27 protein-coding genes and 1 tRNA gene are annotated in these 21,223 nt (G+C 61.1%); 24 read left to right on the top strand and 4 right to left on the bottom strand.

What is annotated here, in order from left to right; genetic code table 11:
* Window positions 1-2: 2 nt before the first annotated feature.
* The 13 genes from L284_RS31190 to L284_RS31135 all read left to right on the top strand — a co-directional run bounded on the left by L284_RS31190 (window position 3) and on the right by L284_RS31135 (window position 9,679).
* The gene (locus L284_RS31190) at window positions 3-428 is read left to right on the top strand and encodes a hypothetical protein (RefSeq protein WP_021233256.1); all 426 of its coding nucleotides are present in this window, start codon (window positions 3-5) and stop codon (window positions 426-428) included.
* 36 nt (window positions 429-464) lie between these two features.
* Complete coding sequence (locus L284_RS0123895; RefSeq protein WP_152524627.1) at window positions 465-1,853, top strand: hypothetical protein; 1,389 nt, start codon at window positions 465-467, stop codon at window positions 1,851-1,853.
* A gap of 24 nt (window positions 1,854-1,877) precedes the next feature.
* Window positions 1,878-2,468 (top strand): flagellar basal body-associated FliL family protein, encoded by a 591-nt coding sequence (locus L284_RS31185; RefSeq protein WP_021233255.1) that lies wholly within the window; start codon window positions 1,878-1,880, stop codon window positions 2,466-2,468.
* Window positions 2,469-2,481: 13 nt separating this feature from the next.
* Window positions 2,482-3,384 (top strand): FliM/FliN family flagellar motor switch protein, encoded by a 903-nt coding sequence (locus L284_RS31180; protein ID WP_021233254.1) that lies wholly within the window; start codon window positions 2,482-2,484, stop codon window positions 3,382-3,384.
* Between the two features lie 31 nt (window positions 3,385-3,415).
* Window positions 3,416-3,727 (top strand): flagellar motor switch protein FliN, encoded by a 312-nt coding sequence (fliN, locus tag L284_RS31175; RefSeq protein ID WP_021233253.1) that lies wholly within the window; start codon window positions 3,416-3,418, stop codon window positions 3,725-3,727.
* Window positions 3,727-4,023, top strand: a complete 297-nt coding sequence (locus L284_RS31170) for a flagellar biosynthetic protein FliO (protein WP_021233252.1) — start codon at window positions 3,727-3,729, stop codon at window positions 4,021-4,023. Before fliN ends, L284_RS31170 begins: the two co-directional genes overlap by 1 nt.
* Window positions 4,024-4,028: 5 nt before the next feature.
* Window positions 4,029-4,781, top strand: a complete 753-nt coding sequence (fliP, locus tag L284_RS31165; protein ID WP_031341712.1) for a flagellar type III secretion system pore protein FliP — start codon at window positions 4,029-4,031, stop codon at window positions 4,779-4,781.
* A gap of 24 nt (window positions 4,782-4,805) precedes the next feature.
* On the top strand, window positions 4,806-5,096 hold the full coding sequence (locus tag L284_RS31160) for a flagellar biosynthetic protein FliQ (protein WP_021233250.1): 291 nt from the start codon (window positions 4,806-4,808) through the stop codon (window positions 5,094-5,096).
* A complete protein-coding gene (gene fliR, locus L284_RS31155) occupies window positions 5,093-5,875 on the top strand; it encodes a flagellar biosynthetic protein FliR (RefSeq protein ID WP_021233249.1) in 783 nt (260 codons plus the stop codon). Before L284_RS31160 ends, fliR begins: the two co-directional genes overlap by 4 nt.
* Window positions 5,872-7,011, top strand: coding sequence for an EscU/YscU/HrcU family type III secretion system export apparatus switch protein (locus tag L284_RS31150; protein WP_021233248.1), 1,140 nt, complete (start codon window positions 5,872-5,874; stop codon window positions 7,009-7,011). Before fliR ends, L284_RS31150 begins: the two co-directional genes overlap by 4 nt.
* Before the next feature lie 66 nt (window positions 7,012-7,077).
* Window positions 7,078-8,520, top strand: a complete 1,443-nt coding sequence (gene fliD, locus L284_RS31145) for a flagellar filament capping protein FliD (protein WP_021233247.1) — start codon at window positions 7,078-7,080, stop codon at window positions 8,518-8,520.
* Between the two features lies 1 nt (window position 8,521).
* On the top strand, window positions 8,522-8,896 hold the full coding sequence (locus L284_RS31140) for a flagellar protein FliS (RefSeq protein ID WP_031341711.1): 375 nt from the start codon (window positions 8,522-8,524) through the stop codon (window positions 8,894-8,896).
* A gap of 180 nt (window positions 8,897-9,076) precedes the next feature.
* Window positions 9,077-9,679 (top strand): response regulator transcription factor, encoded by a 603-nt coding sequence (locus L284_RS31135; protein ID WP_021233245.1) that lies wholly within the window; start codon window positions 9,077-9,079, stop codon window positions 9,677-9,679.
* Between the two features lie 248 nt (window positions 9,680-9,927).
* Here the strand turns inward: L284_RS31135 and L284_RS31130 are convergent, their stop codons facing one another.
* Both L284_RS31130 and L284_RS31125 read right to left on the bottom strand, forming a co-directional pair.
* A complete protein-coding gene (locus tag L284_RS31130) occupies window positions 9,928-10,380 on the bottom strand; it encodes a hypothetical protein (protein ID WP_052018348.1) in 453 nt (150 codons plus the stop codon).
* Between the two features lie 171 nt (window positions 10,381-10,551).
* The gene (locus L284_RS31125; RefSeq protein ID WP_021233243.1) at window positions 10,552-11,718 is read right to left on the bottom strand and encodes an aminotransferase class I/II-fold pyridoxal phosphate-dependent enzyme; all 1,167 of its coding nucleotides are present in this window, start codon (window positions 11,716-11,718) and stop codon (window positions 10,552-10,554) included.
* 741 nt (window positions 11,719-12,459) lie between these two features.
* Between L284_RS31125 and L284_RS31120 the strand changes: the two genes are divergently transcribed.
* The 3 genes from L284_RS31120 (at window position 12,460) to L284_RS47875 (ending at window position 14,639) form a co-directional block, all read left to right on the top strand.
* Window positions 12,460-12,535 (top strand) — tRNA-Thr (locus tag L284_RS31120).
* Window positions 12,536-12,816: 281 nt separating this feature from the next.
* Window positions 12,817-14,022, top strand: coding sequence for an HsdM family class I SAM-dependent methyltransferase (locus tag L284_RS47240; RefSeq protein WP_081673925.1), 1,206 nt, complete (start codon window positions 12,817-12,819; stop codon window positions 14,020-14,022).
* Entirely contained in the window at window positions 14,010-14,639 is a 630-nt protein-coding gene (locus tag L284_RS47875) for a hypothetical protein (RefSeq protein WP_152524626.1), read from the top strand. Before L284_RS47240 ends, L284_RS47875 begins: the two co-directional genes overlap by 13 nt.
* Here the strand turns inward: L284_RS47875 and L284_RS31115 are convergent.
* Together L284_RS31115 and L284_RS31110 are read right to left on the bottom strand one after the other, a co-directional pair.
* A complete protein-coding gene (locus tag L284_RS31115; RefSeq protein WP_021233241.1) occupies window positions 14,550-15,392 on the bottom strand; it encodes a hypothetical protein in 843 nt (280 codons plus the stop codon). The two genes, L284_RS47875 and L284_RS31115, sit on opposite strands and share 90 nt — an antisense overlap.
* Window positions 15,393-15,521: 129 nt before the next feature.
* Window positions 15,522-15,731, bottom strand: a complete 210-nt coding sequence (locus L284_RS31110) for a helix-turn-helix domain-containing protein (protein ID WP_021233240.1) — start codon at window positions 15,729-15,731, stop codon at window positions 15,522-15,524.
* Window positions 15,732-15,858: 127 nt separating this feature from the next.
* Between L284_RS31110 and L284_RS46835 the strand changes: the two genes are divergently transcribed.
* The 8 genes from L284_RS46835 to L284_RS31075 all read left to right on the top strand — a co-directional run bounded on the left by L284_RS46835 (window position 15,859) and on the right by L284_RS31075 (window position 21,202).
* Window positions 15,859-16,164 (top strand): hypothetical protein, encoded by a 306-nt coding sequence (locus tag L284_RS46835; protein WP_021233239.1) that lies wholly within the window; start codon window positions 15,859-15,861, stop codon window positions 16,162-16,164.
* Window positions 16,165-16,167: 3 nt separating this feature from the next.
* Window positions 16,168-16,407 (top strand): hypothetical protein, encoded by a 240-nt coding sequence (locus L284_RS31100; protein ID WP_152524625.1) that lies wholly within the window; start codon window positions 16,168-16,170, stop codon window positions 16,405-16,407.
* A 178-nt stretch (window positions 16,408-16,585) separates the two neighbouring features.
* Window positions 16,586-16,978, top strand: a complete 393-nt coding sequence (locus L284_RS31095; protein ID WP_031341708.1) for a hypothetical protein — start codon at window positions 16,586-16,588, stop codon at window positions 16,976-16,978.
* A 114-nt stretch (window positions 16,979-17,092) separates the two neighbouring features.
* Entirely contained in the window at window positions 17,093-17,341 is a 249-nt protein-coding gene (locus L284_RS31090) for a hypothetical protein (protein ID WP_152524624.1), read from the top strand.
* A gap of 212 nt (window positions 17,342-17,553) precedes the next feature.
* Window positions 17,554-18,279, top strand: coding sequence for a helix-turn-helix transcriptional regulator (locus L284_RS47235; RefSeq protein WP_081673924.1), 726 nt, complete (start codon window positions 17,554-17,556; stop codon window positions 18,277-18,279).
* Window positions 18,280-18,640: 361 nt separating this feature from the next.
* Window positions 18,641-18,982, top strand: coding sequence for a hypothetical protein (locus L284_RS31085; protein WP_152524623.1), 342 nt, complete (start codon window positions 18,641-18,643; stop codon window positions 18,980-18,982).
* 92 nt (window positions 18,983-19,074) lie between these two features.
* Entirely contained in the window at window positions 19,075-19,248 is a 174-nt protein-coding gene (locus tag L284_RS48195) for a hypothetical protein (protein ID WP_160172104.1), read from the top strand.
* Between the two features lie 373 nt (window positions 19,249-19,621).
* Window positions 19,622-21,202 (top strand): AAA family ATPase, encoded by a 1,581-nt coding sequence (locus L284_RS31075; protein ID WP_021233232.1) that lies wholly within the window; start codon window positions 19,622-19,624, stop codon window positions 21,200-21,202.
* Window positions 21,203-21,223 lie beyond the last annotated feature (21 nt).

Below are 21,223 nucleotides of genomic sequence, written 5' to 3'. Positions count from 1 at the left end.
CGATGAAGCAGGAACGCCAGCGTCTGGTCCGGTTGCGCCGCCTGGAAAAGATTCGCGCCATCGCGCGCCAGACGGCCGCCGTGGAGGCCGCACAGGCCGAGAGCACTCTATCGAAGCTTCGCGACGTGTCCGAACGCACGCACCGCATGACTCAGGACTACGGCAGCCGCCGCGGGATGAACGATGCCGCCGCGCTCCATCAGGTCGGCCGCTTCCTCGATGGGCTGCGGGCGATCCATCGCACGGCCGAAGGGGACGCCTCGCGCGCCCGATCCATCGCCGACGCCAAGCAAAAGATCCTGGCCGAAGCCGAGCGGCGCCGCGCCGCCATCGAGGATCGCGCCGACCGCCAGGAGCGCGCGATCGCCAGAGCCGCCGAAATGCCGTCGCTTAGCGGCCGCAAACGGTCTGGCACGGGTCTTGAATAGCCTGCCGGACATGATCGCCACGAGGACACGCCAGGCATGATCCCGTTTTCCGCCCCAGCCCCTGCAAGTCCTGTCGCGTCGCCAGCCGCTCCGGTGATCGCCGCAGCCTCCATTCCGGCCGGAGGCGCCGCTAACCCTGCAGACAGGGCCGTCGCCGACGGCTTCGCCGCGCTCCTCGACACACTTGCCAGCCTTGGGCTTCCTGCTGCTGAAGGCAGGCTGCCAAGCGGCAACATCGGCAAGCTATCCGGCAAGATCCTGCCGCTCGAACCTGTCGAAGCGGCGCTTCAGGATGACGCACCCGAACCGGCCGTAGAGAGTGAAGGCGGTGAGGCCGAAGCGGCCTTGGCGCTACTTCTGATCGACCCGATGCCTCTGGCCGGACTTGTGATGATGCCCGTCCCCGCTGCCACACGCGCCCTGGAGCCGACCGCGCCCGCCGCAGCAGGCCATGTCACGAGCCAAACAACCGGACATCCCGCGCCGCCGCCCGGTCCCACCGTTCGTGCCGGCCCATGGTCCGCTCCCGCTCTGCCGACGGGAGTGATGCAACTTGCCTTGGCGCGCGTCGAAGTGATCGACACAGCCCAAGCTCCGCCCGCCATCCAGCAGGGCGCAGAACCGACCGACAGCATGCTCGCCGGCCCAAGCGAGAAGTCGCAGGTTCTGCCGACGAACCTGCCTCCGGCGCTGCCGGTAACTGCCTCGCGGCACGATGTCGCTCCGACCAAGCTGGAGCTTCTCCCGCTCACGCGCACGCCCTCGGAACGCGCGGCCCCAGGATCCGGCGCGCCAAGTCCTCGACCCAGCCTCAAGCCAGGTCCAACCTTGAAAGCTCCCGGCGAAACGGCCCTGCCTTCGCCCGCCGCGATAGCGCCGGCGCTGCTCGGCCAGACGCCGCTCTTGCAACCCTTCGTCGCCGCGACGGCTCCCATCGGCGTCGCCCTATCCCCCCGTCCCGGAAACACTCCGGCCGAATTGCCGCAGGACTTCGCCGCCCTTGTCGGCCGACTTTCCCAAGCACGTGAGGAAGCCAGCCCTCACCTCGTCCGCACGGCGCTGCACCACGGACAGTTCGGCCCGGTGTCACTGGAGTTTCGCCACGAGGAACGCGGCCTGGCGGTGACAATGGCGGCCGCCGCGCCTGGATTCGGTGGATCGGTGCAGACCGCCATCGCCGCCACTTTGGCCAATGCTTCCCAAAATGGCGATTTGCCGCGCGAGGGCGGCCATCAAGCATCGGCTCATCAGCAGACGCCCTCGGGGAACTTCGGGGGCAGTGCCGGGACCGATCAGCGCCAGCATAGTGCCGGAAGCGATCGGCCGGCGCCGAGCGGATGGCAAGGGCAGGGCCAGAAGCAGGAGGACGCCGAGGACCGAGGACTGAGTACGCGCGGCGCCGGGCGCAGCGACATCTACGCCTGATCCGAAATCCATGGGGGAACGCGCGTGAGCGAAAAGGCAGCACCGGACGACGGCGCCGGCGGGAAAAAGAAAGGCAAGCTGGGCCTCGTGCTCGCGGTGGCGGGATTGCTCCTGGTCGGCGGCGGCGCAGTGGCGGCGCTGGTGATGAGCGGGCTGATCGGCGGCAGCCATGCCTCCAGCCGCGAGGACAACCAGCCCAAGCTCGTGCGCAAGGGAGAGGAAGATCCCTACATGCCCGTCGCCGAGGGCGAAGGCGAAGAAGCTGCGCCGGACGTGGAGGGCGAGGGCGGCGACCCCTACCGCACCGCCTATTTCACGTTCAGCGACGACTTCACCTCGAACCTCAAGGATTCCGACGCCCTGGTCCAGCTCAGCCTGGCCTGCTCGACCCGGCGCGACGGGCGCGTACTGATCTGGATGAAGAAGCACGAACTGGCGATCCGTTCCGCGCTTCTCGAAATCCTCGCCGATACGCCCGAGAACGACGTCTATACGATGCCCGGCAAGGACCGGCTCGAAAAGCGGATGACGAAGGCGATCAACGATGTCCTGCTCCGCAAGGAGGGGTTCGGCGGCGTCGACGGCGTCTACTTCCGCACCTTCATCATCCAGTGAGGCGGCCGTGACAATGCCTGCCGATCCTCGCGCCCCCGCAAGCCACTGCCCCGAACTGATAGGCGCCGAACCGTCGGTGGCGGAGCTGGAGCCTGTCCTGGCGCGGATAGGCGATCGGCTGGCCCGTACCTTGCCGGCCGGCCTGGCAAGGCTGTCGGGCGGAGACATCCCGCTGGTGAAAGCGGCACCGCCGCAGCGCGCTTCTCTGGACTCGCTTCGTGAGGAGGGAGAGGCTCTCTCGGCCTACTGTCTTATGAACGTCGACCGCGATCCCGACAGCTTGCCGCTGCTGGCCGTGTTCGATGCGGCTCCGCTGTTCCGGCTGGTGGACCGCGCATTCGGCGGCCCCGGCGACGTTCCCGAGCCGCTTCCCGATACATTCCCGCTCTCGGCCGAACTCCTGCTCGCCCGCCTCGAAACAGGCCTGGCCGAGGCGCTGGGGGTGGCGCTGAGCGCTCTGGACGGTCATGATGACGACGGACGGCGCCGCGTCGTCCCGGTCCGCCGCGACACCAGCCTGCGCCATCTCGATCCCTTCCCGGCAGATGCGGACCTGCTGGCGCTTGCGCTGCAAGTCGAAGCGCCGGATGGGGGGCCCTGGTCTGTTACGCTGGCCTTGCCGATCGCCACGCTGGCCGCCATCACCGCGCCCCGCCGCGCTCCTGCGCGTCACCGCCGGGCCTTGCCCGCCCGGCCGGAGCAGGAGCCCTTCGCCTCCATGCCGCTGGAAGTGACGGCGGTGCTGGTGGACATGCCGCTCAGCATGGCGCGTCTCTCGGGCCTGCGCCCCGGCGAGATCCTGCCCGTGGCCGTGGCCCGCAGTGTGCCGCTGAGGATCGACGGACGGACGCTTGCCAGCGGCACCATCGGCGAGATCGACGACCGGGTGGCCGTTCAGGTCACGCACGCATTCTGATGCCTTCCCCGCGACAGGAAACCTACCGACGATGAGCATCCATCCCCGCGGCCTCGACTTTTTTCGCGACGTCGACGTGCGCCTGACCGTGGAACTCGGCCGCACCCAGATGAAGCTGAAGGACGTGCTTTCGCTCGGCCCGGAAAGCCTGGTCGTGCTGGACAGGCTGACCGACGAGTTGCTGGACGTGCTGGTAAACGGCAAGCCGATCGCCCGCGGCGAAGTCGTCTCGCACAACGGCCGCTTCGGCTTGAGGATTGTCGAGATCGTCGGACACGAGGGAGAGGCCGAGGACGGGGCGCTTGCGCCGACCCTGACCGACGGCGAGGAAGGCCGCGCCTGATGCTGTGGTATCTGGTCAAGCTGCTCGTGCTGCTGCCGGTGATCGGTCTGCTGGCCTGGGCCTGCCTCGTGCTGACCCGCAAGATGCAGGAGCGGGCGACGCTCAGCCTTGGCAGCCGCTCGCTGCGGATCGTCGAGACCCTGATGCTGTCGCCTACGCAGCGGCTGGCGGTGATCGCCTTTCACGACCGCGAGATACTCGTCGTCGCCAACCGGCAAGGGCTGACCCGGCTGGCCGAAGCGCCCGCGCGGCCCGCGTTGGACACGATCGTCGCCGCGAAGGCATCCGAGCCATGAAACGCATGCTGGCGTCGGCAGTGTTGTTGGCGGTGCTCGCCCCTGATGGCGCGGGGGCGCAGGCGGCGATCCCCGGCGCGCTGGACCGGGCCCTTGGCTCGCTCTCCGCGGGTGCGGGCGGGACCGGGCCGGGGTTGGGCCTATCGCTGCAACTCCTGCTGGTCATGGGGCTGCTGACGATCCTGCCCAGCCTGATCCTGATGATGACCAGCTTCACGCGCATCCTGGTGGTGCTGGCCATCCTGCGGCAGGCCCTGGGCCTCCAGCAGTCGCCGCCCAACCAGGTGCTGATCGGCCTTGCCCTGTTCCTCTCGCTCTTCGTCATGGCCCCCACGCTGGAGCGGGTGAACGCCGAGGCAGTCGCCCCCTACGCCGAGGGCCGCATCAATGCCGAGCAGGGCATCGCCGCAGGCGGGCGGGCGTTCCGCGCCTTCATGATCCGCCAGACCCGCGACCGCGACCTCGCCATGTTCGCGGACATGGCGCACCTGCCCAAGTTCCGCAGCGCTGCCGAGGTGCCGTTCTCGATCCTGCTTCCCGCCTTCGTCACCAGCGAACTCAAGACCGCCTTCCAGATCGGTTTCATGCTGTTCCTGCCTTTCCTGGTGATCGACCTGGTGGTCTCCTCGGTCCTGATGAGCCTGGGCATGATGATGATGAGCCCGATGGTGGTGTCGCTGCCCTTCAAGCTGCTGCTGTTCGTCCTGGTCGACGGCTGGGCCCTGCTGATGGGCTCGCTGGCGGCAAGTTTCGCGTGAAACATCGCTGAGGGAGGCCCTGCCATGGAGGACATCACCGCTCTGCTCGCGCTGGCCGATCGCATGCTCTGGGTCACCGCACTCGTCGCCGCGCCGGTGCTCCTCGCCTCGCTGGCGGTGGGCCTGGCGGTAGGCGTGGTGCAGGCGGCCACATCGGTGAACGAGCAGACCCTGACCTTCGTGCCCAAGCTGGCGGTGACGGCCGTGGTGCTGGTGGTGTTCGGCAGTTCGATGATGATGCTGGTCAGCGAGTTCGCGCAGGACGTTTTCGCGCAGATCGCCCGCACCGGGCAAGCCGCTCAGGTGGCGCGTTGACTCAGCTCGACTTCGGCTTCGGCGCGCTGGAGCAGGAGTTCTGGCGGCTGGTCTTCGTGATGACCCGCATCGGCGCCGCCCTCGTCGCCGCCCCCCTGTTCGGGATCGCGGGCGTGCCGCCGCAAGTCCGGGTGATCGGCGCCGGAGCGATCGCCGTGCTGGTCTGCGCCTGGACGCCGGTGGCGGCGCCGCCCGTGCTTTTCTCGCCACCGGGCCTGCTCGCCGTCATGGGCGAGGTGCTGGTGGGCCTTTCGCTCGGTTTCGTGCTGCAGCTGTCCTTCGCCGCCCCGATCCTCGCCGCGGAACTGATCGGCGGATCGATGGGCATGAACGTGGCCACTGCCGTCGATCCCAATTCCGGCGCGCAGTCTCCCGCACTCGGGCAATATTTCGCGGTCGTGCTCTCGCTGGTGTTCCTGGCGCTCGGCGCGCACCTGCAATGGTTTGCGCTGATCGTCGAGAGCTACCGCGCCCTGCCCCCGGGCCAGACCTGGCTCGGTGCGGAGCGATTCGCCCTGATCGGTGCTTTCGCCGCGCGCATGTTCGCGACCGCCGTGACCATCGCTCTGCCCGCCTGCCTGATCCTGCTGATAGTGCAGATCGTGACCGGCGTGCTCGGCCGCTCCGCACCCTCGCTCAACTTGTTCTCGCTGGGGCTTCCGGCCGGAGTGCTGGGGGGCATCGCCGCCCTGCTGGTGGGAGCGCCGGTGCTGACCGACCTGGTGGCGCGCCTCTCGGCGGAGGCCATCGAACAGACGGCGGAGCTTATCCTGCCATGAGCGAGCAGGAAGGCGAAAAGAGCTTCGCTCCCTCCGAGAAGCGCAAGCGCGAGGCGGCCCGGCGCGGCGACGTCATCCGCTCGCGCGAACTCGCCACGGCCGCGTCGGTGGCTCTCGGCGCGGTCTGGCTCATGGTGGCGGGGCCGTGGATGCTCGGCCTGCTGGCCGGCATGCTGCGCGCCGGCTTCACCTGGGACAGGGCCGCGCTCGACGACTTCGCACCCGCCCGCCTGTTGATGGCGGCGCTCATGGCCGTGCTGCCGCCGATCCTTGCGCTGGGCGCGGCGGTGATCTTCGCCTCGCTCCTGTCTCAGCTGAGCTTTGGCGAGGGGCGCTGGCTCGGCGGCAATCTTGCGCCGAAAGGCTCGCGGATCGATCCCATGGCGGGCCTCAAGCGCATGTTCGGGCCGACCGGCCTGATCGAGATGGCCAAGGGCGTGGCCAAAGTCGCCCTGCTGGGCACGATCGCCTGGGTCTGGGCGCATGGGCAGCTGGAGACTTTCGCCCGCCTCGGACGCGGCAACCTGTTCGGGGAACTCGCTTATGGCTGGGAAGCCCTGATCGAACTGCTGTTCTGGCTGGCGGCGGGCCTGCTCGCGATCGCTTTGGCCGACCTGCCGGTGCAGTTCGTGCGCCGCATGCTTCGCCTGAAGATGACGCTTCAGGACGTGCGGGACGAGGCCAAGGAAAGCCAGGGCTCTCCCGAGAAGAACGGCGCCATCCGGGAGCGCCAGCGCAAGATCGCCATGGGCGGGCTGGTGCCGGCTCTGAAGGAAGCCCAGTTCATCGTCGCCAACCCGTCCCACTTCGCGGTGGCGCTGGCCTACGATCCTGCGAAGGCTCCGGCACCCGTGGTGATCGCAAAGGGGCGTGGAGACAGGGCGCTGGCCATGCGGCAACTGGCGCCCGAGTTCGCCGTACCGGTGATGTCCTATCCTGCCCTGGCGCGGTCGGTCTACTTCACCACGCGTGAGAAGCAGATGATCCGCGAGGATCACTATATCGCGGTCGCCGCCATCCTCGCATTCGTGCTGGCGCTCAAGCGCGGCGAAAACCGCCATGCCCCGCAAGTCTCCGTGCCGGTGACCGTCCGCTTCGATGCGGAAGGGCGGCTCGATCCCAGGCAGGAGGGATAGCGCCCCTTTTTCGCCGCCGAGGCAACCGCTCCTTAACGATCCGCCGCTGCTGCCGTTCTGCGCATCATGGCTATCACCCCCACATCGACCGCGTCGACTTCGCTGCTGACCACCTCCTCGCTGGTGACCGCGCTGGGCGGCGGCAGCGGCGTGGACATGACAGCCCTGGCCAACAACCTGGCGGTGGCCCAGTTCGCCAGCCGCAACGACCGGCTGACCTCTCGCTCCGACCAGCTCGATACGCAGATCTCGACGGCGTCCAACATCAGGTCGATGCTGCTGGGGCTGAACACCTCGTTGGGCACGCTGGTTCGTTCCGGCGATCTGGCGCGAAAGCCTGCCGTCGCCAATGTCGCCGTGGCCAGCGCCAGCCTTACCGGCAGCGCGACGCCGAAGGGCACGTATTCGCTCGAAGTCACGCAGCTCGCGAAAGGCCAGCAGCTTGCCGGCAATGCCTACGGTGCCGCTACCGACAAAGTCGGCGCCGGCACGTTGACGCTGCGGTTCGGCACCGTTTCGGGCACCGGCTTCTCCCCGGATGTCGCTCATGCTCCGGTCGATGTGACGATTGTCGCGGGCTCGTCGCTTGCCGATGTCGCCAGGGCCATCAATGCTGCCAATGCCGGTGTCAGCGCCTATGTCGCGCAGACTGTGGACGGTGCCCAGCTCGTGCTGAAGGGCCAGGAAGGGGCGGCCAACGGCTTCGTGCTGGAAGCAGCGGAGGATCCGGCTACGCCCGGCCTCTCCGGCCTTGCCTGGAATCCTTCGTCCGGCACCGGCCAGCTTCTGGCGGCCGCGCAGGACGCCGCCTTCAAGGTGGACGGCCTGGCGATGTCCGCGAAATCCAACACGATCGGCGATGCCATCCCCGGCGTGAAGCTCCAGCTTTCCGCAACCAACCTGGGCACGCCGACGATGGTGAGCTTCGCCAACCCGGCCATGTCCATCGCCGCCGCCATGCAGGATTTCACCGACGCGCTCAACGAAGTGATGTCGGCTCTCAACGCCGCCACCGCCATCGGCGCCGAACTCGCCAGCGACGGCGGCGCACGGGCGCTCAAGCGCGCCCTGTCCGGTCTCGCGGGTTCGACGATCATGCCGGGCGCCACCGGCATGGCCAAGACCCTGGCCGACCTCGGTCTCAAGACCCAGCGGGACGGCAGTTTCGCACTCGACACCGAACGCCTGAACGCCGTCCTTGCCGCCGATCCCGAAGGCGTGACGGCCATGTTCACCAACGGCCTCAACGGGGTCTATGCCAGCTACGACAGGATCTACCGCGCGGCCACATCCGCCACCGACGGCGGTTCCCTGGGAGGATCGATCGCGCGCTACACCAAGATGCGCAGCCAGATCGCGCAAGACAGGACCGACCTTGCCGAACAGCAGGAGAAGCTGCGGGCCAGGCTGACGTCGCAGTTCTCGGCATCGGAGGCGCGCATCGGCGTGTCGAAGTCCACGCTGACGATGCTCCAGAACCAGATCGCCCAGTGGAACAAGAGCCGTTGAGATGCGGCGCCGGCTATCTCCGGTGGAAGCCTATCGCCGGGTAGACTTCGATGCACGGATCAGTGGAGCCCGCCCGGCCGAACTCGTGCACTTGTGCTACGAGCATCTCGTCGCTGCCCTCGGCACCGCCATCCATGCCGACCGCAGCGGCGACAATGGCCTGAAAAGCCGGTCCCTCACGCGTGCCCTCACCGCGATCACCGCGCTGCACCTCGGGGTGACCGGCGACAGCGGCGTGGCCGCCGCGCTCAACCAGCTCTACGACGCCGCCCGGCGCACGGTTCTGGACAGCGCGATCGCCTTCGATCCTGCCGCCATGGAAGCCCTGCGCGCCGACTTCGCGGAAATCGGGCAGGCGCTGCTCGCGCATCGCTAAGGAATGCCCGGCGTCGGAAGGTTAAGCAATTGTTGCCGTTTCGGTTGGCGAAAAGCCTCGGCCGGGCGACTTCCCCGCCCGTTTCTCCCGTTCAAAGGTCGATTTCGGAGCATGTCCGGCGCGCATGCAGACGATCATGCGAATATCTCCCTAGGCACAAGCCGAAGAGGGAGAATAGACATGGAACGGATATCCAATCTCATCCTGATCGACAACAACCTGCGGCGCCGTGCCGCCATAAGCCATGCCCTTTCGGCAGGACATATCCATGTCGAACCGTTCGAGAACATTTCGGAGCTAGCCAGCGCCTGGCCGCGTTCGGGCGTAGTCCTCATCCATGACGAAGCCGGCGCAATCGACGATCTGATCGACAACATGGCGCGTCATGGCGACTGGTTTCCGATCATCGCCTTCAGCGAACATCCCAGCGCGAACCGCATCGTGCAGGCCATTCTCGACGGCGCGATAGACTATATCGCCTGGCCCATCGTCGCCGACGAACTGAACGCCACGCTCGCCCGCGCCATCGACCGCGCCGAGCACGTCGGCAACGCGAAGCTGCGCGAAGTCATGGCCCGCGCCCGGATCGACCGCCTCACCCGCCGCGAGCGGGAAGTGCTGGGCGGTGTCGCCAGCGGCCTCTCCAACCGCCTTATCGGCGAACGCCTGGCCATCAGCCCGCGCACCGTGGAGATCCACCGCGCGAACATGCTCAACAAGCTGGGCGCCAATCACACTTCCGATGCCATCCGCATCGCCATCGAGGCGGCGCTGGTCAACTAGCTGGAACGCTTCGGCAACGCGTATCCGCGGGCATGACCTTAGGGCCGGTTCCACCCGTGATTAGGTCAAGATGTGCAAAAGGGTTTCAGCCGGCGCGCCACTCCAACAGCACCGGCCTCCGCGCTGTACCGGACGGTCCATATTCCCCTCCTGGCCGAAGCACGCGGAAACCGACCTGGCGGCGCTTCGCACGGAACTGCGACCCATGCGGAGTGCCGCCTCCGTCTTCGCGCCGCGCAAGATCGCAATCAGTGCAAACGTGCGCCGGAAGGCAGCGCGACCACGCCCTTTTCCTGGTTTCTACGCTCGATCCCCGTCAGGAGTTTGGACACATAGGCAGCGAGCAGGGCGAGGGAGAGCGTCGCCGCCTCGATCATCTCCTCCGACCCGTCCGGCATGACCAGAGTGGCAAGGCAGGTGCCGTTCACACCGCGAGACAGCATGAACGTATCGTCCGGGCCGATCAGCGCCAGAACTGCACTTTCGGCCGCCCCGCAGGCCAGCATCGCCTCGATGCCGCTCGAGTTGAGATCCGCCCACCGGGTCGCCTGGCCGTCCCGCAATCCGGGCTCATGGACGAACAGCAGCCACGCCTCGCGAATGCGGTCATGTTCCTGGGACGGCGCGCTGGCCGCACAGTCGTGCAGGAAATCCTGCAGCCGCGCGGTCCACACTTCCTTACTGCATACGAGATGGGTCAAGGGACTCGCCACCGTGCTGTTGATCGATAGCCGCCAAAGTCCCCAAGCGGCGCGCACTGTCAATCCGCACAACCCGGCCTGTCCGGCCATGCGTCCCAGGTTGTTACAGTCGTGCGATCAATCGTGAAAAGCCGGCTTCAATCGGCACCGCGTCGACAGGAGACTGCGATATCAGACGCTTGCCTCGGTAGACTTGGCGGTGCAAGCCGCGAACCAGGGCACCATCCGCGCAATCGCTTCCTCGACGAGCGGGGTGGAAACCGCAAAACTGAAACGGATGAAGCGGTGGCCGTCCACGGGATCGAAGTCCACGCCCGGTGCCGTGGCCACGCCGGTATCGCGCAACAATTGCTGGCAGAACGCCAGGCTGTCGTCGGTCAGGTGCGCGATGTCGGCGTAGATGTAGAAAGCGCCGTCCGGCGGGGCGATCCTTTCGAGCCCAAGGCTCGGCAGCGCTGCAAGCAGGCGTTCACGGTTGCGGGCATAGGTCCTGACGTGGCTTTCCAGTTCGGCCGTCTCGTCCATGGCGACAAGCCCGGCGTGCTGCGCGAGCACCGAAGGCGTGAGGAACAGATTGTTCATTCGCGCGCGGGCCGCCGCGACGCGATCGGGCGGGACCACCAGCCAGCCAAGCCGCCATCCCGCCATCGAATAGTATTTCGAAAAGCTGTTGACGACCACCGCATCGGGCAAGTGCTGCAAGGTGGACTGCGCCGCGCCCTCGTAGGTGAGGCCGTGATAGATCTCGTCCGAAACCACGCGGATGTTCTTGCGCCGGCAGACTTCGGCTATAGCCGCGAGTTCCCGGGGCGCGATCACGGTTCCCGTGGGATTGGCCGGGCTCGCCAGGATCAGTCCATCCGGCGCCGGATCGAGCGCATCCAGCGCTGCCGCGGTGACCTGATAACGCTCGGCCGGGCCGCAGGCGATTTCCACGGGCTCAAGGTAGAGCGTCTTGAGTGAGTTTCGATAGGCGACATATCCAGGGCGAGCCAGCGCCACACGCGCGCCCGGCACGAACAGACTCGACAGCGCCAGCACGAAGGCCGGCGAGGCGCCGCACGTCAGGATGACCTGCTCGCGGTCGATGTCGACCTGGTAGGCCTCGCAGTAGTGCCGTGCGATACGGTCGAGCAGCGCGGTGCTTTCCCAGTAGCCGCCGGGATCACTGTCCAGCACACGGTGCGCGGTGGCGATCGCGGCGGCCGGGGCTCCGGTGGAAGGCTGCCCGTATTCCATGTGGATCACGTCGCGCCCCTCGCCCGCCAGTTCGTATGCGAGACGGCCGATGGCCATGGCGTGGAACGGGTCCACTTGCGCGATTTCGGGAGCATCCATGCCGGAGTTGCTAGAGCATTTTCCTGCCGAGTGGAATTACCCGATGCAGCGACAATGAACGCCGGCAAAGGCCCGAAGCGTGATCTGTCTCACAGCGCGATCGATCGGGATCTGCGATAACCGCCTGGTTCGAATTGAACGCCGCCGTGAACCGGCCGACCCGTGATGCGACCGCGCGGAAAGGGCGATCGGCAAGTGAATTCGCATAACGCGGCATCCGTCCGGACGATACTGGTTGAACCGCCTCCTTTCGGTACCTGCGGTTCTCGCCATCGCTCGGTTCACGCCGGGCTTTGTTCCGCTTCCAACATCCGGCTGGACCGGATCGCGGCGCCGGTTCCCATTCGCCCAGAGCGATATTCCCGGGGGGGAAGATGTCGCACGGGGGTGACTTCCTTAAGGAAGTTGGCGGATGAGCAGACCGGCGCCGCGCTTAGGAAACGGCTCTTATGCCTCCGCCCGCGCCGTTCCGCACGGTCCTGCCCGAAAAGGAGATGCAAGAGCCACCGTACATCGCAACATCACAATCCCGTAAGCCGCTTCGTCCCTGGCAAAGTAGAGTGCGGCCCTCACAATGCTTTCGGCTAATTCCTGCCCCGCACCCACGATATGATTCATAGGTATTCGCTGGCGAGACGGACATAGTGGCCGATGAATCAGAAACCCCCTTGCACGCGCCTTCAGTCCTCGGTAAAGGCGCCCCCTGCCCCGGCCGGTCTCGAACCGCACCGATCTAGGCAAGCCGCTTTAGCTCAGTTGGTAGAGCACATCATTCGTAATGATGGGGTCACGTGTTCGAGTCACGTAAGCGGCACCACCTTCCTAAAGGCACTTCCACCCAGACATCGGCGGTTTCCCAGCCAAAGCGGCTTTCCCCTTGGGTGGCGCTTGGGTCAAGGCTGGGGCGTGTTTGGTGCTCGACCTGTTCAATCTCTTCAAAAATTTGAATTCCGAGCTGAGGTAAGAGGCGTTGTGTGTCTCGGCGTTCGAGGCGCCAGATGGAATTCGTCCAAAAAGCTCCTGCTGAGCTTGCTCACGGTATGTTCTATGTTATGACGAGTGACATACGAACACAGCCCGTCACTCGTCAGGATATGTATGGCAAAAAGGCATCAATTTGGAGCGGATTTCGTTTCCCGCATTAAGCGTTTGCAGGAAATTATCATGGCAAACAGTGGGGTGGACGAATTTTACGAGATCATTCGCCTAATTTTGGCAAAATATTTTGCCGAAGGCGAAGGCTATGAAGACCTTCCCGATAAGCGCAAGTGCGACTTATTGCTTAGAGAGCATGGTGCCGAAGTTGCATTTATTCTTGATGGCGCCTTAGAAATTCAAACACCTGACTCGATATTCAAAGAGGTCAGAAGAATCTTTGGAAGCACTAACATAACGGGGCAGGATTTTACTGCTCTAGATCAGGCGTTTGAGCAATTGACGTCGAGATCCTACAAATCTGAAAAAGGGCAATATTTCACACCACGCCATGTTATAGATATGTGCGTCGAAGCAGTCGACCCGAAGCCAGGCGAATTAATATGCGACCCAGCATGTGGAAGCGCAGCCTTCTTGAAATCAGCACATACTCATACGCTGAAGAATTATGGCGAGACCGCCAAATTATATGGTTTTGATTATTCTCATAGAGCTTGCCAAGTGGCGAAGGTTGTATCGTTAATTGGAGCAAGAGGTGAGATTAAAGTCGAGCAAATGGACAGCCTGCGTTTACCAGCGCCAACGCTTCTAGATGAGGAACAGGAAACCATCGAACACATGATGGGCCCGAGCTTCGAAGGGTTTGATGTTATTGTTACAAACCCCCCGTTCGCTGGTGATATATCCGTCGAAGGATATGCCAACGGCTATGACGTGGCTAGAACAAGCAGTAAAAGGCTAGAACGAGATGTACTGTTTATTGAGCGGTGCATTCGGCTTTTAAAAGTGGGCGGTCGGCTTGCGATTGTTTTGCCTGATAATAAAGTTAGCGGGAAGGCATTCAGAGCTGTACGCCTCTGGTTGGGCAAAAATAGTGAAATAAAGGCCGTAGTTAGCCTGCATAGATATACCTTTCTGCCTTACACCTCTCAAAAAGCTGCAGTCATATTTGCTGTAAAAAGGCAACCAGCACTCTCCCCTTATGAAAGCGAAATCACTTTCTTTCGTTCGGATGCAGCTGGAAAAGCTAGTAATGGAACGCCTGTTTACAGAGATAATGCTGACGTTGATCATCCGGCCTACATAGCGCTAGACCATGATCTTGATGAGATTGCCCCTCAGATTAGGAGCGTAATATGCGCAGCATAACCCGCTCGTTCTACGAGCTTGGAGCGGATTTTAATCTGTCACCAGAGCATTGGATTGCTACTCAGGCATCAAGTAATCTGGTCGCGGGCACTCGGCTTAGCGAGATTGTAGACGTTGTTTCTCAACAGCAGACGCCGCCAGAAAATGCACGCTTTGTTCTAGATACCGGCAATGCACGCGAAGGTTTGCTCGACGTGACAGTCTTAGGCAACCCAGTTTCGGGACGCACAAGCTCAAAAAAGATCGTACAAGATGGTGATGTAATAATCTCTCGCTTGCGCCCTTATCTTAGGCAAGTGGCCCTTATCCCTGAAGGTACTTGTGAACTTTTGGGCGTCGATAGGCTTTATTGCTCAACGGAGTTCTTCATTTTTAGGGCGAAGAAAGAAAATTCTAATATTGCTGGAATTGTGGCTTGGCTTTTAAGTGAGCCAATACAAGAGATGGTGAGCAGTGCCGCCACCGGCGGACATCACCCCCGTATCGGGGTTGACTTACTGCTCAACGCACCTGTTGAAGATTGCTACTTAGACGTCGACTTCGGCAACGAGATCGCCAGCCTCCTCCGCCGCCACATCGAGGGTCAACGCAAGCTTAATGTCATCCTTCGACATTGACCACTTCTCAGGATATACTCCCTTAGGAGCAAATTGACAGCCATTATCGCGCAAGAACTCTTGAAGCGGTCGGTAAGGTATTCTCTTCAGTTTCCCGAAATTCGTATCTTCGTTGAAGTCTCTACCTTCTTCCTTCTTGCGGCCATAGACTGTGACATCCAGCGCTGCGCCAGCCCTGATCTTACCCTTTCCAATGCCGCTGGGAATGGTGGGCGTTTGGTAGTCCCCGAACCAACGCCCGCCCGCCGCTTCCATACGGGCATCCCGCGCTCTGACGCACTCAATTGCGGGAAAGAGCCCTACATTTACAATTACCGGCGACAGAAGCGTAGGATCATCCTTTCTCTGCTCAAGCTGATAAATCAGTACGAGAAGCGCGTCTTCCTCGGGCTTCACGTTCTTGACAGTAACTTTTTGAGTTAGTCGCGCTGAGGGCTCCCTTGGCGTAGGAGGCTTCTTCATTTTGACGTCTTTGTTATCGCGAAATGCGCCTTTTAGTTCGACCCGATAGCCTGCGTCATGCTGAAAATCGGGATAGCCTTCTCGTTCGCCTAATGTGCCATCGAAAGAAACAGCTTTCTTCAAGCCGATGCCTTTTTCCAATGCGATACGCGGAAGAAGCAAATCAGTGAGCGTTCCTACGATCGTGCCGATCTGGGAGGGCTCTATTTCTTCTCCTAGCTCTAAAGGCAATTTGAGGTGGTCCACCGTAACGCCACATAACGGTTGGAGCGCAGCCTCCAGTTCGCTCAATGCATGTGAATCTGTGATGGGTCCCCATTTCATAGAACGAATCTTCCTCATCAAAAAGGAAGATAGATTCCGCCTCATTACAAGCCTGTCAAATCAGACGGTTATACAGCCCGCGCAATTCTCGCCATCTTATATGGAGAGCAGCAATTCGTGTGGTGCGATGCCAAGTGCGTCCGCCAATCGACCAAGAGCCCGAACAGACGGGTTCCTCGTGCCGCGCTCCAAGTCGCTGACATAGCTGCGCTCCATGCCCGCCTCTAACGCAAGTTGCTCTTGGGACATTCCCTTCAGCTTACGATGACGGCGGACGTTTGCGCCAAGGAGCAGAACCACGTCCATGCGGCGATTTGCCCGCAACCAATGGATGAGGTCTGTAGACCAAACGTGTCATTTTTACTGGCAATAGGCTGACGTTCCGATAATTGCATCGGCGCGGTCAGTTTTTCGTGGTTAAAGGAAATTCAGTATGAAGAAGCTCGCACTTCTCGCGACGCTTACCCTGCTCAGCGCCTGCAACAGCAACCGTAGTGCAGCTGAAGATGCTGTCCGTGAAAGCCTCAAAGATCCTGATTCTGCTAAGTTTGGCGATTTCTCATTTAACGAGAAGACCCAAAAGGGCTGCCTGACGGTTAACGCCAAGAACGAAATGGGCGGGTACACGGGCGATCAGCAGGCGCACGTGATGAAGACTGAGGAGGGCTGGGTCACCGTTGCGATAGCCGACATACCCGCATCACTGTGTAGGAAAGCTCAAGATACCGTAACGGAATAGCCCATGGGCCGCTTGCTCTTAGCACTTGTGGCGTTCGCCCTTGTCGCCGCCGTGGCCAAAATGGTGATCGTGGCGCTTGTCATCGGCGGGCTGATCTTCCGAACCAAGGAGACGATCGGCCTGTTGCTGCTCGGTGGGCTGTTCACGCTCATGTCCAAGCATCCGGCAATCGGCATCCCGCTTGTGATTGGCCTCCTCGTGATCGGCTTCATGGCCAAGAAAGCAGAGGAAACAGCCGAATGATCGGCAAAATCATCGCCACACTCATCATGGTGGGCGGCGGCATTCTGGGCCTTCTCTGCATTGGCAGAGCGCTCTTCATGCTCCCGATGCTGTTCCTTTAACAGCGCACCACATTCCCAAAAGCCAAGGGCTCTTCCGCATCAACGCGGGAGGGCTTTTTTTGTTGGAAAACAGAATCATGTTTCTAATCCGCACCCATGAGGAAATGTCCGATGTTTCGGCTATCCTCGAAGGCAACGAAATCCACACCTTGCTGGAAGCTCATCTGGACCGGCTGGCAGAGTACGATGGTTTCGACCTCGAAGACCTTGCCATGTTCGCCATCGTCATGCCCGGAGATGCCCTGGACGGGATCGAGGATGACCTTGGCCGGTCACTCATCGATAGCGCAGGAACCTTCATCCAGCCGCCCGAGATCATCCACCGACATGCCGGCTGGTTCGAAGTCGCCTTCATCCTGTCCGACGACGGCTTCGGGCTGGTCCTCTTCGTGCCGATCGACAGCAACACCGACGTAAAACTGATGGCTGCAACTGAAACGGCCTTCGCGGAAGCAACGCCAATCCACTGACGGTCAACGGCCTCAGGGCACATCACATACAGCATAGTGGCCTTGGGGCCGCCGTTTCTTCGCGTCTGTGCAATCCGCATGGGCGCTTTTTTCATGTCCAGAAAGGGCAGCACCATGAAAGTCATCGGTTACCTGCTCGCAGGCTTCCTGATCCTCGGCCTGATCGGCGCAGCGGTCAAATTGCTGGTCATCCTCGCCGTTGCCGGAGTGATTATCGGCTTTATCGTCAATCCGCGTGAATCAATCGGCATGATCGCACTGCTGGCCATCATCGGATTGGTCACCCGCTTTCCACTGCCGGGGGCCTTGCTGATATTGGCCCTTTGCATTGTGGCCGCCATACCAAAATCCGAAAGTACGTAATCGGCGATTTCGGACGCGCAGGATTTCAGCGTTGCGGTGAGAGCGGCGGGGATGCGGAGGCGTGAGGGGCTGAAAACCTGGCAAGCTGAAAATCGGCTGCAAGTTTTCTCGCGGCATCTTGATTCAATGGAGGAGAAAGATCACCTGCTGCCTCGGCTAATATTTACCAACGCTTGCCGACACTTCCACTGCAAGAGGCGACACAGATCGACATGGAGCGCTTTATCAATCCGGAGACCCTGAGAACTCTCCGCAAGAAGAAAGGCTGGTCGCAACTCAGGCTTGCAGAAGAGGCAAATGTCGAGCGACGTACGATTGTCAAAAATGAGCAGAGTGATCCAGTACGGTCTAGAATTTACGTTGTGCAGCAGATTGCGCAAGCACTCGGCGTATCAGAGGATGTTTTAACAACTCCATTGCCTGATAGTGAAATAAATAAAGATTCTCAAATTTTTCTAGACCTTGATGAGGCTATCCGCACTAGAGACCGTCGATCTTCGATGCGTATTATCGAATACTTGAGCTGCAAGTTGGCATCAGCCTTGCACCAATGCCATCTAGAATTGACAGACGACTGGATTGAAAAATTACGAACGATATCCGCACCGATACCACAGAATATACCACGCTGGCAATCATACTATACTTTGTCAGAAAATGACGATGCAGTATTTTTTCAGTTTCTAAAGGAATGTTATAAGCGCTTTGAAGGTGCACCATTCTCTATAGACCATATCTTGAGACTAGATAAGGATTCTGAAGTGGGGGCGGCGCTCCGCTCTTTGCCTGTAATGGAAAGTGGCAAGGTCAATCCTTATCGTCTCGAGGCCTACCTTCGTATGAAAAACAAAGTCACTGCAGGTGATTTCAGACTGCTGCTGATTTCAAATCTCAAAGGACATCTTTGGTGTGTCAGCCCTTCGCCCGTGCCCGGATAAAGCGGACGCGCAGGAGCTGTCGAAAAGCGACACACAAGCGACTTTTCTCTGACGAACCATGAGAGCATCTGAGGCGTACCGCATCACTTTGAAAGGATTTACGCGGATGCCCAAGGTTAAGCTCTATGTCACCTTCTGCACTTCCGCCCGCTCTCGGCCTGACCGGAAACGCCACGACAAATTAGCCTCTCCAGGGTTTGGTATCGAATGCCGCCCCGACGGAAGCAAGACTTACTTCTACAGCCCTTTACGGGATGCCTGACATAAGGGCAGGCCGAACTTCAAACGGCCAACCATTGCTAGGCGCTGCTCCTAACGCAGGGGCATTTCCAAAAATAAAAAATCGAAGGAATCGACGACGATGAACCATTCATCTTCGAATAGGGTAGCTGTGCCACCTGCAGCGGGCGAAGTTCCAGATGTGAGCAGTACCATTGCGCCCATTGAAATCTGGGAAATCGAAAATCGCATTCAGGCGCAGCGGGCAGCATGGGAGCAAAACACGTTCGGCTCGAATACGATCAACGCCATCTACGACATCGCTGAGGATTTGCATGACGCCTCGGAAGCGGACCTCCAATCCCTTTGTGCAGAGCTTTTCACGGGCAATCCAAAAGACATTGGCGTCATAAGGGCCATATGGGCTTTAAGACCGGGCGAGTTTGGCTGGCTTCAGGCGTGGGCAAATATGGCTCCAGCCTAAGCCCTCAGCACTTTATTCAAATTACCCGCCAGATAATGGGCATCAACCAAACATAGCTGGCAATAACACTACATTTCAAGGATTTAACGACGATGATCCACTCACCGGCGAACGGCGAAGCCACGCCAAATGCGACAGTGCTGGCCAGATCTTTTCGGTTGGAACCCGTCTGGAAGGCAGCACCGACCGCCGGGAAAACGTTCCTTCAGGATTTGTTTGACTGGCGCGAGCCGAGCGCCGACAAACTTGGGGCGTTTCGGACATGACGGGTCCATCGGTAGAACAACCAGCAAACCCTGCGCAGGCGATCTTGCAAAGGGAGCCCTTGATGCCTTGGGACGAAGAGGACTTCGGCTGGATCATATCGCATGGCATTGCCAAGCTTTCTGCCAAGATATGCATGGCATCGCCGAAAGATCTAGGCGAGCTCTCCTTGGTCCTGGCTGCATCGCCTCCAGAGATTGTGTCTATCGTACGCACCCTTTGCGACCTCAGCCAACGTGAAGTCGATTGGACCGAGCTTTGGGCATCACTCCAGCCAATCTAACGTTTCTTGCTGGCTGACGATACGGCTGGCTTCGCTGGCGAAGCAAATTTCGAACCAGTGTAAGACACTCTAATTTAAAGGATTTAACGACGATGAACCCTTCACCGGCGAACGGCGAAGCCATGCCTAAAATCAGCGACACCGGAACGAGCCGGGCGCCGTCAACAGCCACGATCGCGATCACGCCAAACGAAACCGACATGGCAACCAGTATGCAAATCGTCGGGTTCGAGCCAGACACCGACATCCCCGGTGCGTTCGTCATTCCTGCCGGTGTTCTGGTTCTGGAATGGCCGCCTGATACAGACGGAGGGCTGCCATTGCACTTGCCCGGTCCGCCAGTGCTGATCACGGACACGGAAGGCAGTCGCTACTATGTCTACCGGATTGCACCCGGTTTCCAGCCCATCAATACAGCACAGCTGCCTCATGGGCGAATCCTTCGTGCTGGCGATCGCCTGCCGATAAGGCCGGATGTATCCATAAAGCGCAAGGTCCAAAGCCCAGCCGACATTCCGGAGCTGCTGGAGGGTTGCCATTTGATCGAGCCTGTCCCGCCTGAGGTCGTTCCAAGCCCGCTCGCCCCCTACAGCCTGCGTGGAAAGGCCCAGGACTTCATGGACAACGTAGTCATGCCCCAGCCGCTTCTGGGCAACATCTGCTACTCGGGACAGGCTACCGTCTGGTACGCCCCGCCAAATGCCGGGAAGACTCTGCTCGTTATGTCGCTGCTCAATGAGGCGGTTCAGGACAAGCGCGTTCAACCGGGGAACGTCTACTACATCAACGCCGACGACAGCTCCGCTGGTTTCGCAACGAAGATGGCGCTGATGGACGAACTGAAAGTGCATACCCTTGCCCCCGGCCATCAAGGGTTCGAGACTGGCGAGCTCATTAAACAGCTCAAGCGTATGGCAGAAACGGCTACGGCGAAGGGGGTCTTCATCGTTGTCGATACGCTCAAAAAGTTCGTGGACCTGATGCACAAGGCGCAGGCCAGCGAATTTGGCGATGCGTGTAGGCGCTTCGTCATGGCAGGCGGCTCTATTCTCGCATTGGCGCACACAAACAAGAATGCCAGCGTAAAGGGCAGACTGGTCTATGCTGGAACCGCCGATCTCATTCAGGACTTCGACGCCGTCTATGTCATGACACCCGCCGAGGACGCCCCAGATTCTACCGATCGGCTTGTAGGAATCAGGGCTGAAAAGCGCCGGGGCTGTGGCGCGGAAGAATGCGGCTTCCGATACACCCGCGAGAACGACATTTCCTATGAACAGCGCATGCTTTCGGTTCAGATGCTTGATGCGTCGTGGGAATCAGCGTTCGAGCGGGATGAGGCCGAGCAGACCGAGGCTAAAGTCATCGAAGCCATCAAGGACGTGATCGGCCAAGGCGTAAATCAGAAAATGAAGCTCTCGAAGACTGTGGCCAAGCGGTTGAATGTCTCGGCGCGTCAGGTCGTGCGTATCCTTGAGAAAGGCACCGGGACCGATCCTGGACAGCACCACTGGACCTTGGAGATCGTGGCCCGAGGGGCGAATGCCTTTACCGTGCTAGAGCCGGAACCGCTCGAAGTCTCGGACGAGCATTCCAGCATTTCACGATTTCAGGCTCCCGCCGGGGCCACGGGGGATGTGCCGGGCTGCGAAAGTGAAATTCTGGCAGCCTGACCCGCCCGGAGGGGGCTAAAA

It is taken from the genome of Novosphingobium lindaniclasticum LE124, from assembly GCF_000445125.1.
Classification (GTDB): Bacteria; Pseudomonadota; Alphaproteobacteria; order Sphingomonadales; family Sphingomonadaceae; genus Novosphingobium; species Novosphingobium lindaniclasticum.
This window is presented reverse-complemented; position numbering and strand designations above follow the sequence as displayed.

What these genes read in the sequence shown, in the direction of transcription:
- L284_RS31190 (WP_021233256.1), top strand. Translation starts at nt 3, where the DNA reads ATGAAGCAGGAACGCCAGCGTCTGGTCCGGTTGCGCCGCCTGGAAAAG.
- L284_RS0123895 (WP_152524627.1), top strand. Translation starts at nt 465, where the DNA reads ATGATCCCGTTTTCCGCCCCAGCCCCTGCAAGTCCTGTCGCGTCGCCA.
- L284_RS31180 (WP_021233254.1), top strand. Translation starts at nt 2,482, where the DNA reads ATGCCTGCCGATCCTCGCGCCCCCGCAAGCCACTGCCCCGAACTGATA.
- fliN (WP_021233253.1), top strand. Translation starts at nt 3,416, where the DNA reads ATGAGCATCCATCCCCGCGGCCTCGACTTTTTTCGCGACGTCGACGTG.
- L284_RS31170 (WP_021233252.1), top strand. Translation starts at nt 3,727, where the DNA reads ATGCTGTGGTATCTGGTCAAGCTGCTCGTGCTGCTGCCGGTGATCGGT.
- fliP (WP_031341712.1), top strand. Translation starts at nt 4,029, where the DNA reads ATGCTGGCGTCGGCAGTGTTGTTGGCGGTGCTCGCCCCTGATGGCGCG.
- L284_RS31160 (WP_021233250.1), top strand. Translation starts at nt 4,806, where the DNA reads ATGGAGGACATCACCGCTCTGCTCGCGCTGGCCGATCGCATGCTCTGG.
- L284_RS31150 (WP_021233248.1), top strand. Translation starts at nt 5,872, where the DNA reads ATGAGCGAGCAGGAAGGCGAAAAGAGCTTCGCTCCCTCCGAGAAGCGC.
- fliD (WP_021233247.1), top strand. Translation starts at nt 7,078, where the DNA reads ATGGCTATCACCCCCACATCGACCGCGTCGACTTCGCTGCTGACCACC.
- L284_RS31140 (WP_031341711.1), top strand. Translation starts at nt 8,522, where the DNA reads ATGCGGCGCCGGCTATCTCCGGTGGAAGCCTATCGCCGGGTAGACTTC.
- L284_RS31135 (WP_021233245.1), top strand. Translation starts at nt 9,077, where the DNA reads ATGGAACGGATATCCAATCTCATCCTGATCGACAACAACCTGCGGCGC.
- L284_RS31125 (WP_021233243.1), bottom strand. Translation starts at nt 11,718, where the DNA reads ATGGATGCTCCCGAAATCGCGCAAGTGGACCCGTTCCACGCCATGGCC.
- L284_RS47240 (WP_081673925.1), top strand. Translation starts at nt 12,817, where the DNA reads ATGGCAAAAAGGCATCAATTTGGAGCGGATTTCGTTTCCCGCATTAAG.
- L284_RS47875 (WP_152524626.1), top strand. Translation starts at nt 14,010, where the DNA reads ATGCGCAGCATAACCCGCTCGTTCTACGAGCTTGGAGCGGATTTTAAT.
- L284_RS31110 (WP_021233240.1), bottom strand. Translation starts at nt 15,731, where the DNA reads ATGGACGTGGTTCTGCTCCTTGGCGCAAACGTCCGCCGTCATCGTAAG.
- L284_RS46835 (WP_021233239.1), top strand. Translation starts at nt 15,859, where the DNA reads ATGAAGAAGCTCGCACTTCTCGCGACGCTTACCCTGCTCAGCGCCTGC.
- L284_RS31100 (WP_152524625.1), top strand. Translation starts at nt 16,168, where the DNA reads ATGGGCCGCTTGCTCTTAGCACTTGTGGCGTTCGCCCTTGTCGCCGCC.
- L284_RS31095 (WP_031341708.1), top strand. Translation starts at nt 16,586, where the DNA reads ATGTTTCTAATCCGCACCCATGAGGAAATGTCCGATGTTTCGGCTATC.
- L284_RS31090 (WP_152524624.1), top strand. Translation starts at nt 17,093, where the DNA reads ATGAAAGTCATCGGTTACCTGCTCGCAGGCTTCCTGATCCTCGGCCTG.
- L284_RS47235 (WP_081673924.1), top strand. Translation starts at nt 17,554, where the DNA reads ATGGAGCGCTTTATCAATCCGGAGACCCTGAGAACTCTCCGCAAGAAG.
- L284_RS31085 (WP_152524623.1), top strand. Translation starts at nt 18,641, where the DNA reads ATGAACCATTCATCTTCGAATAGGGTAGCTGTGCCACCTGCAGCGGGC.
- L284_RS48195 (WP_160172104.1), top strand. Translation starts at nt 19,075, where the DNA reads ATGATCCACTCACCGGCGAACGGCGAAGCCACGCCAAATGCGACAGTG.
- L284_RS31075 (WP_021233232.1), top strand. Translation starts at nt 19,622, where the DNA reads ATGAACCCTTCACCGGCGAACGGCGAAGCCATGCCTAAAATCAGCGAC.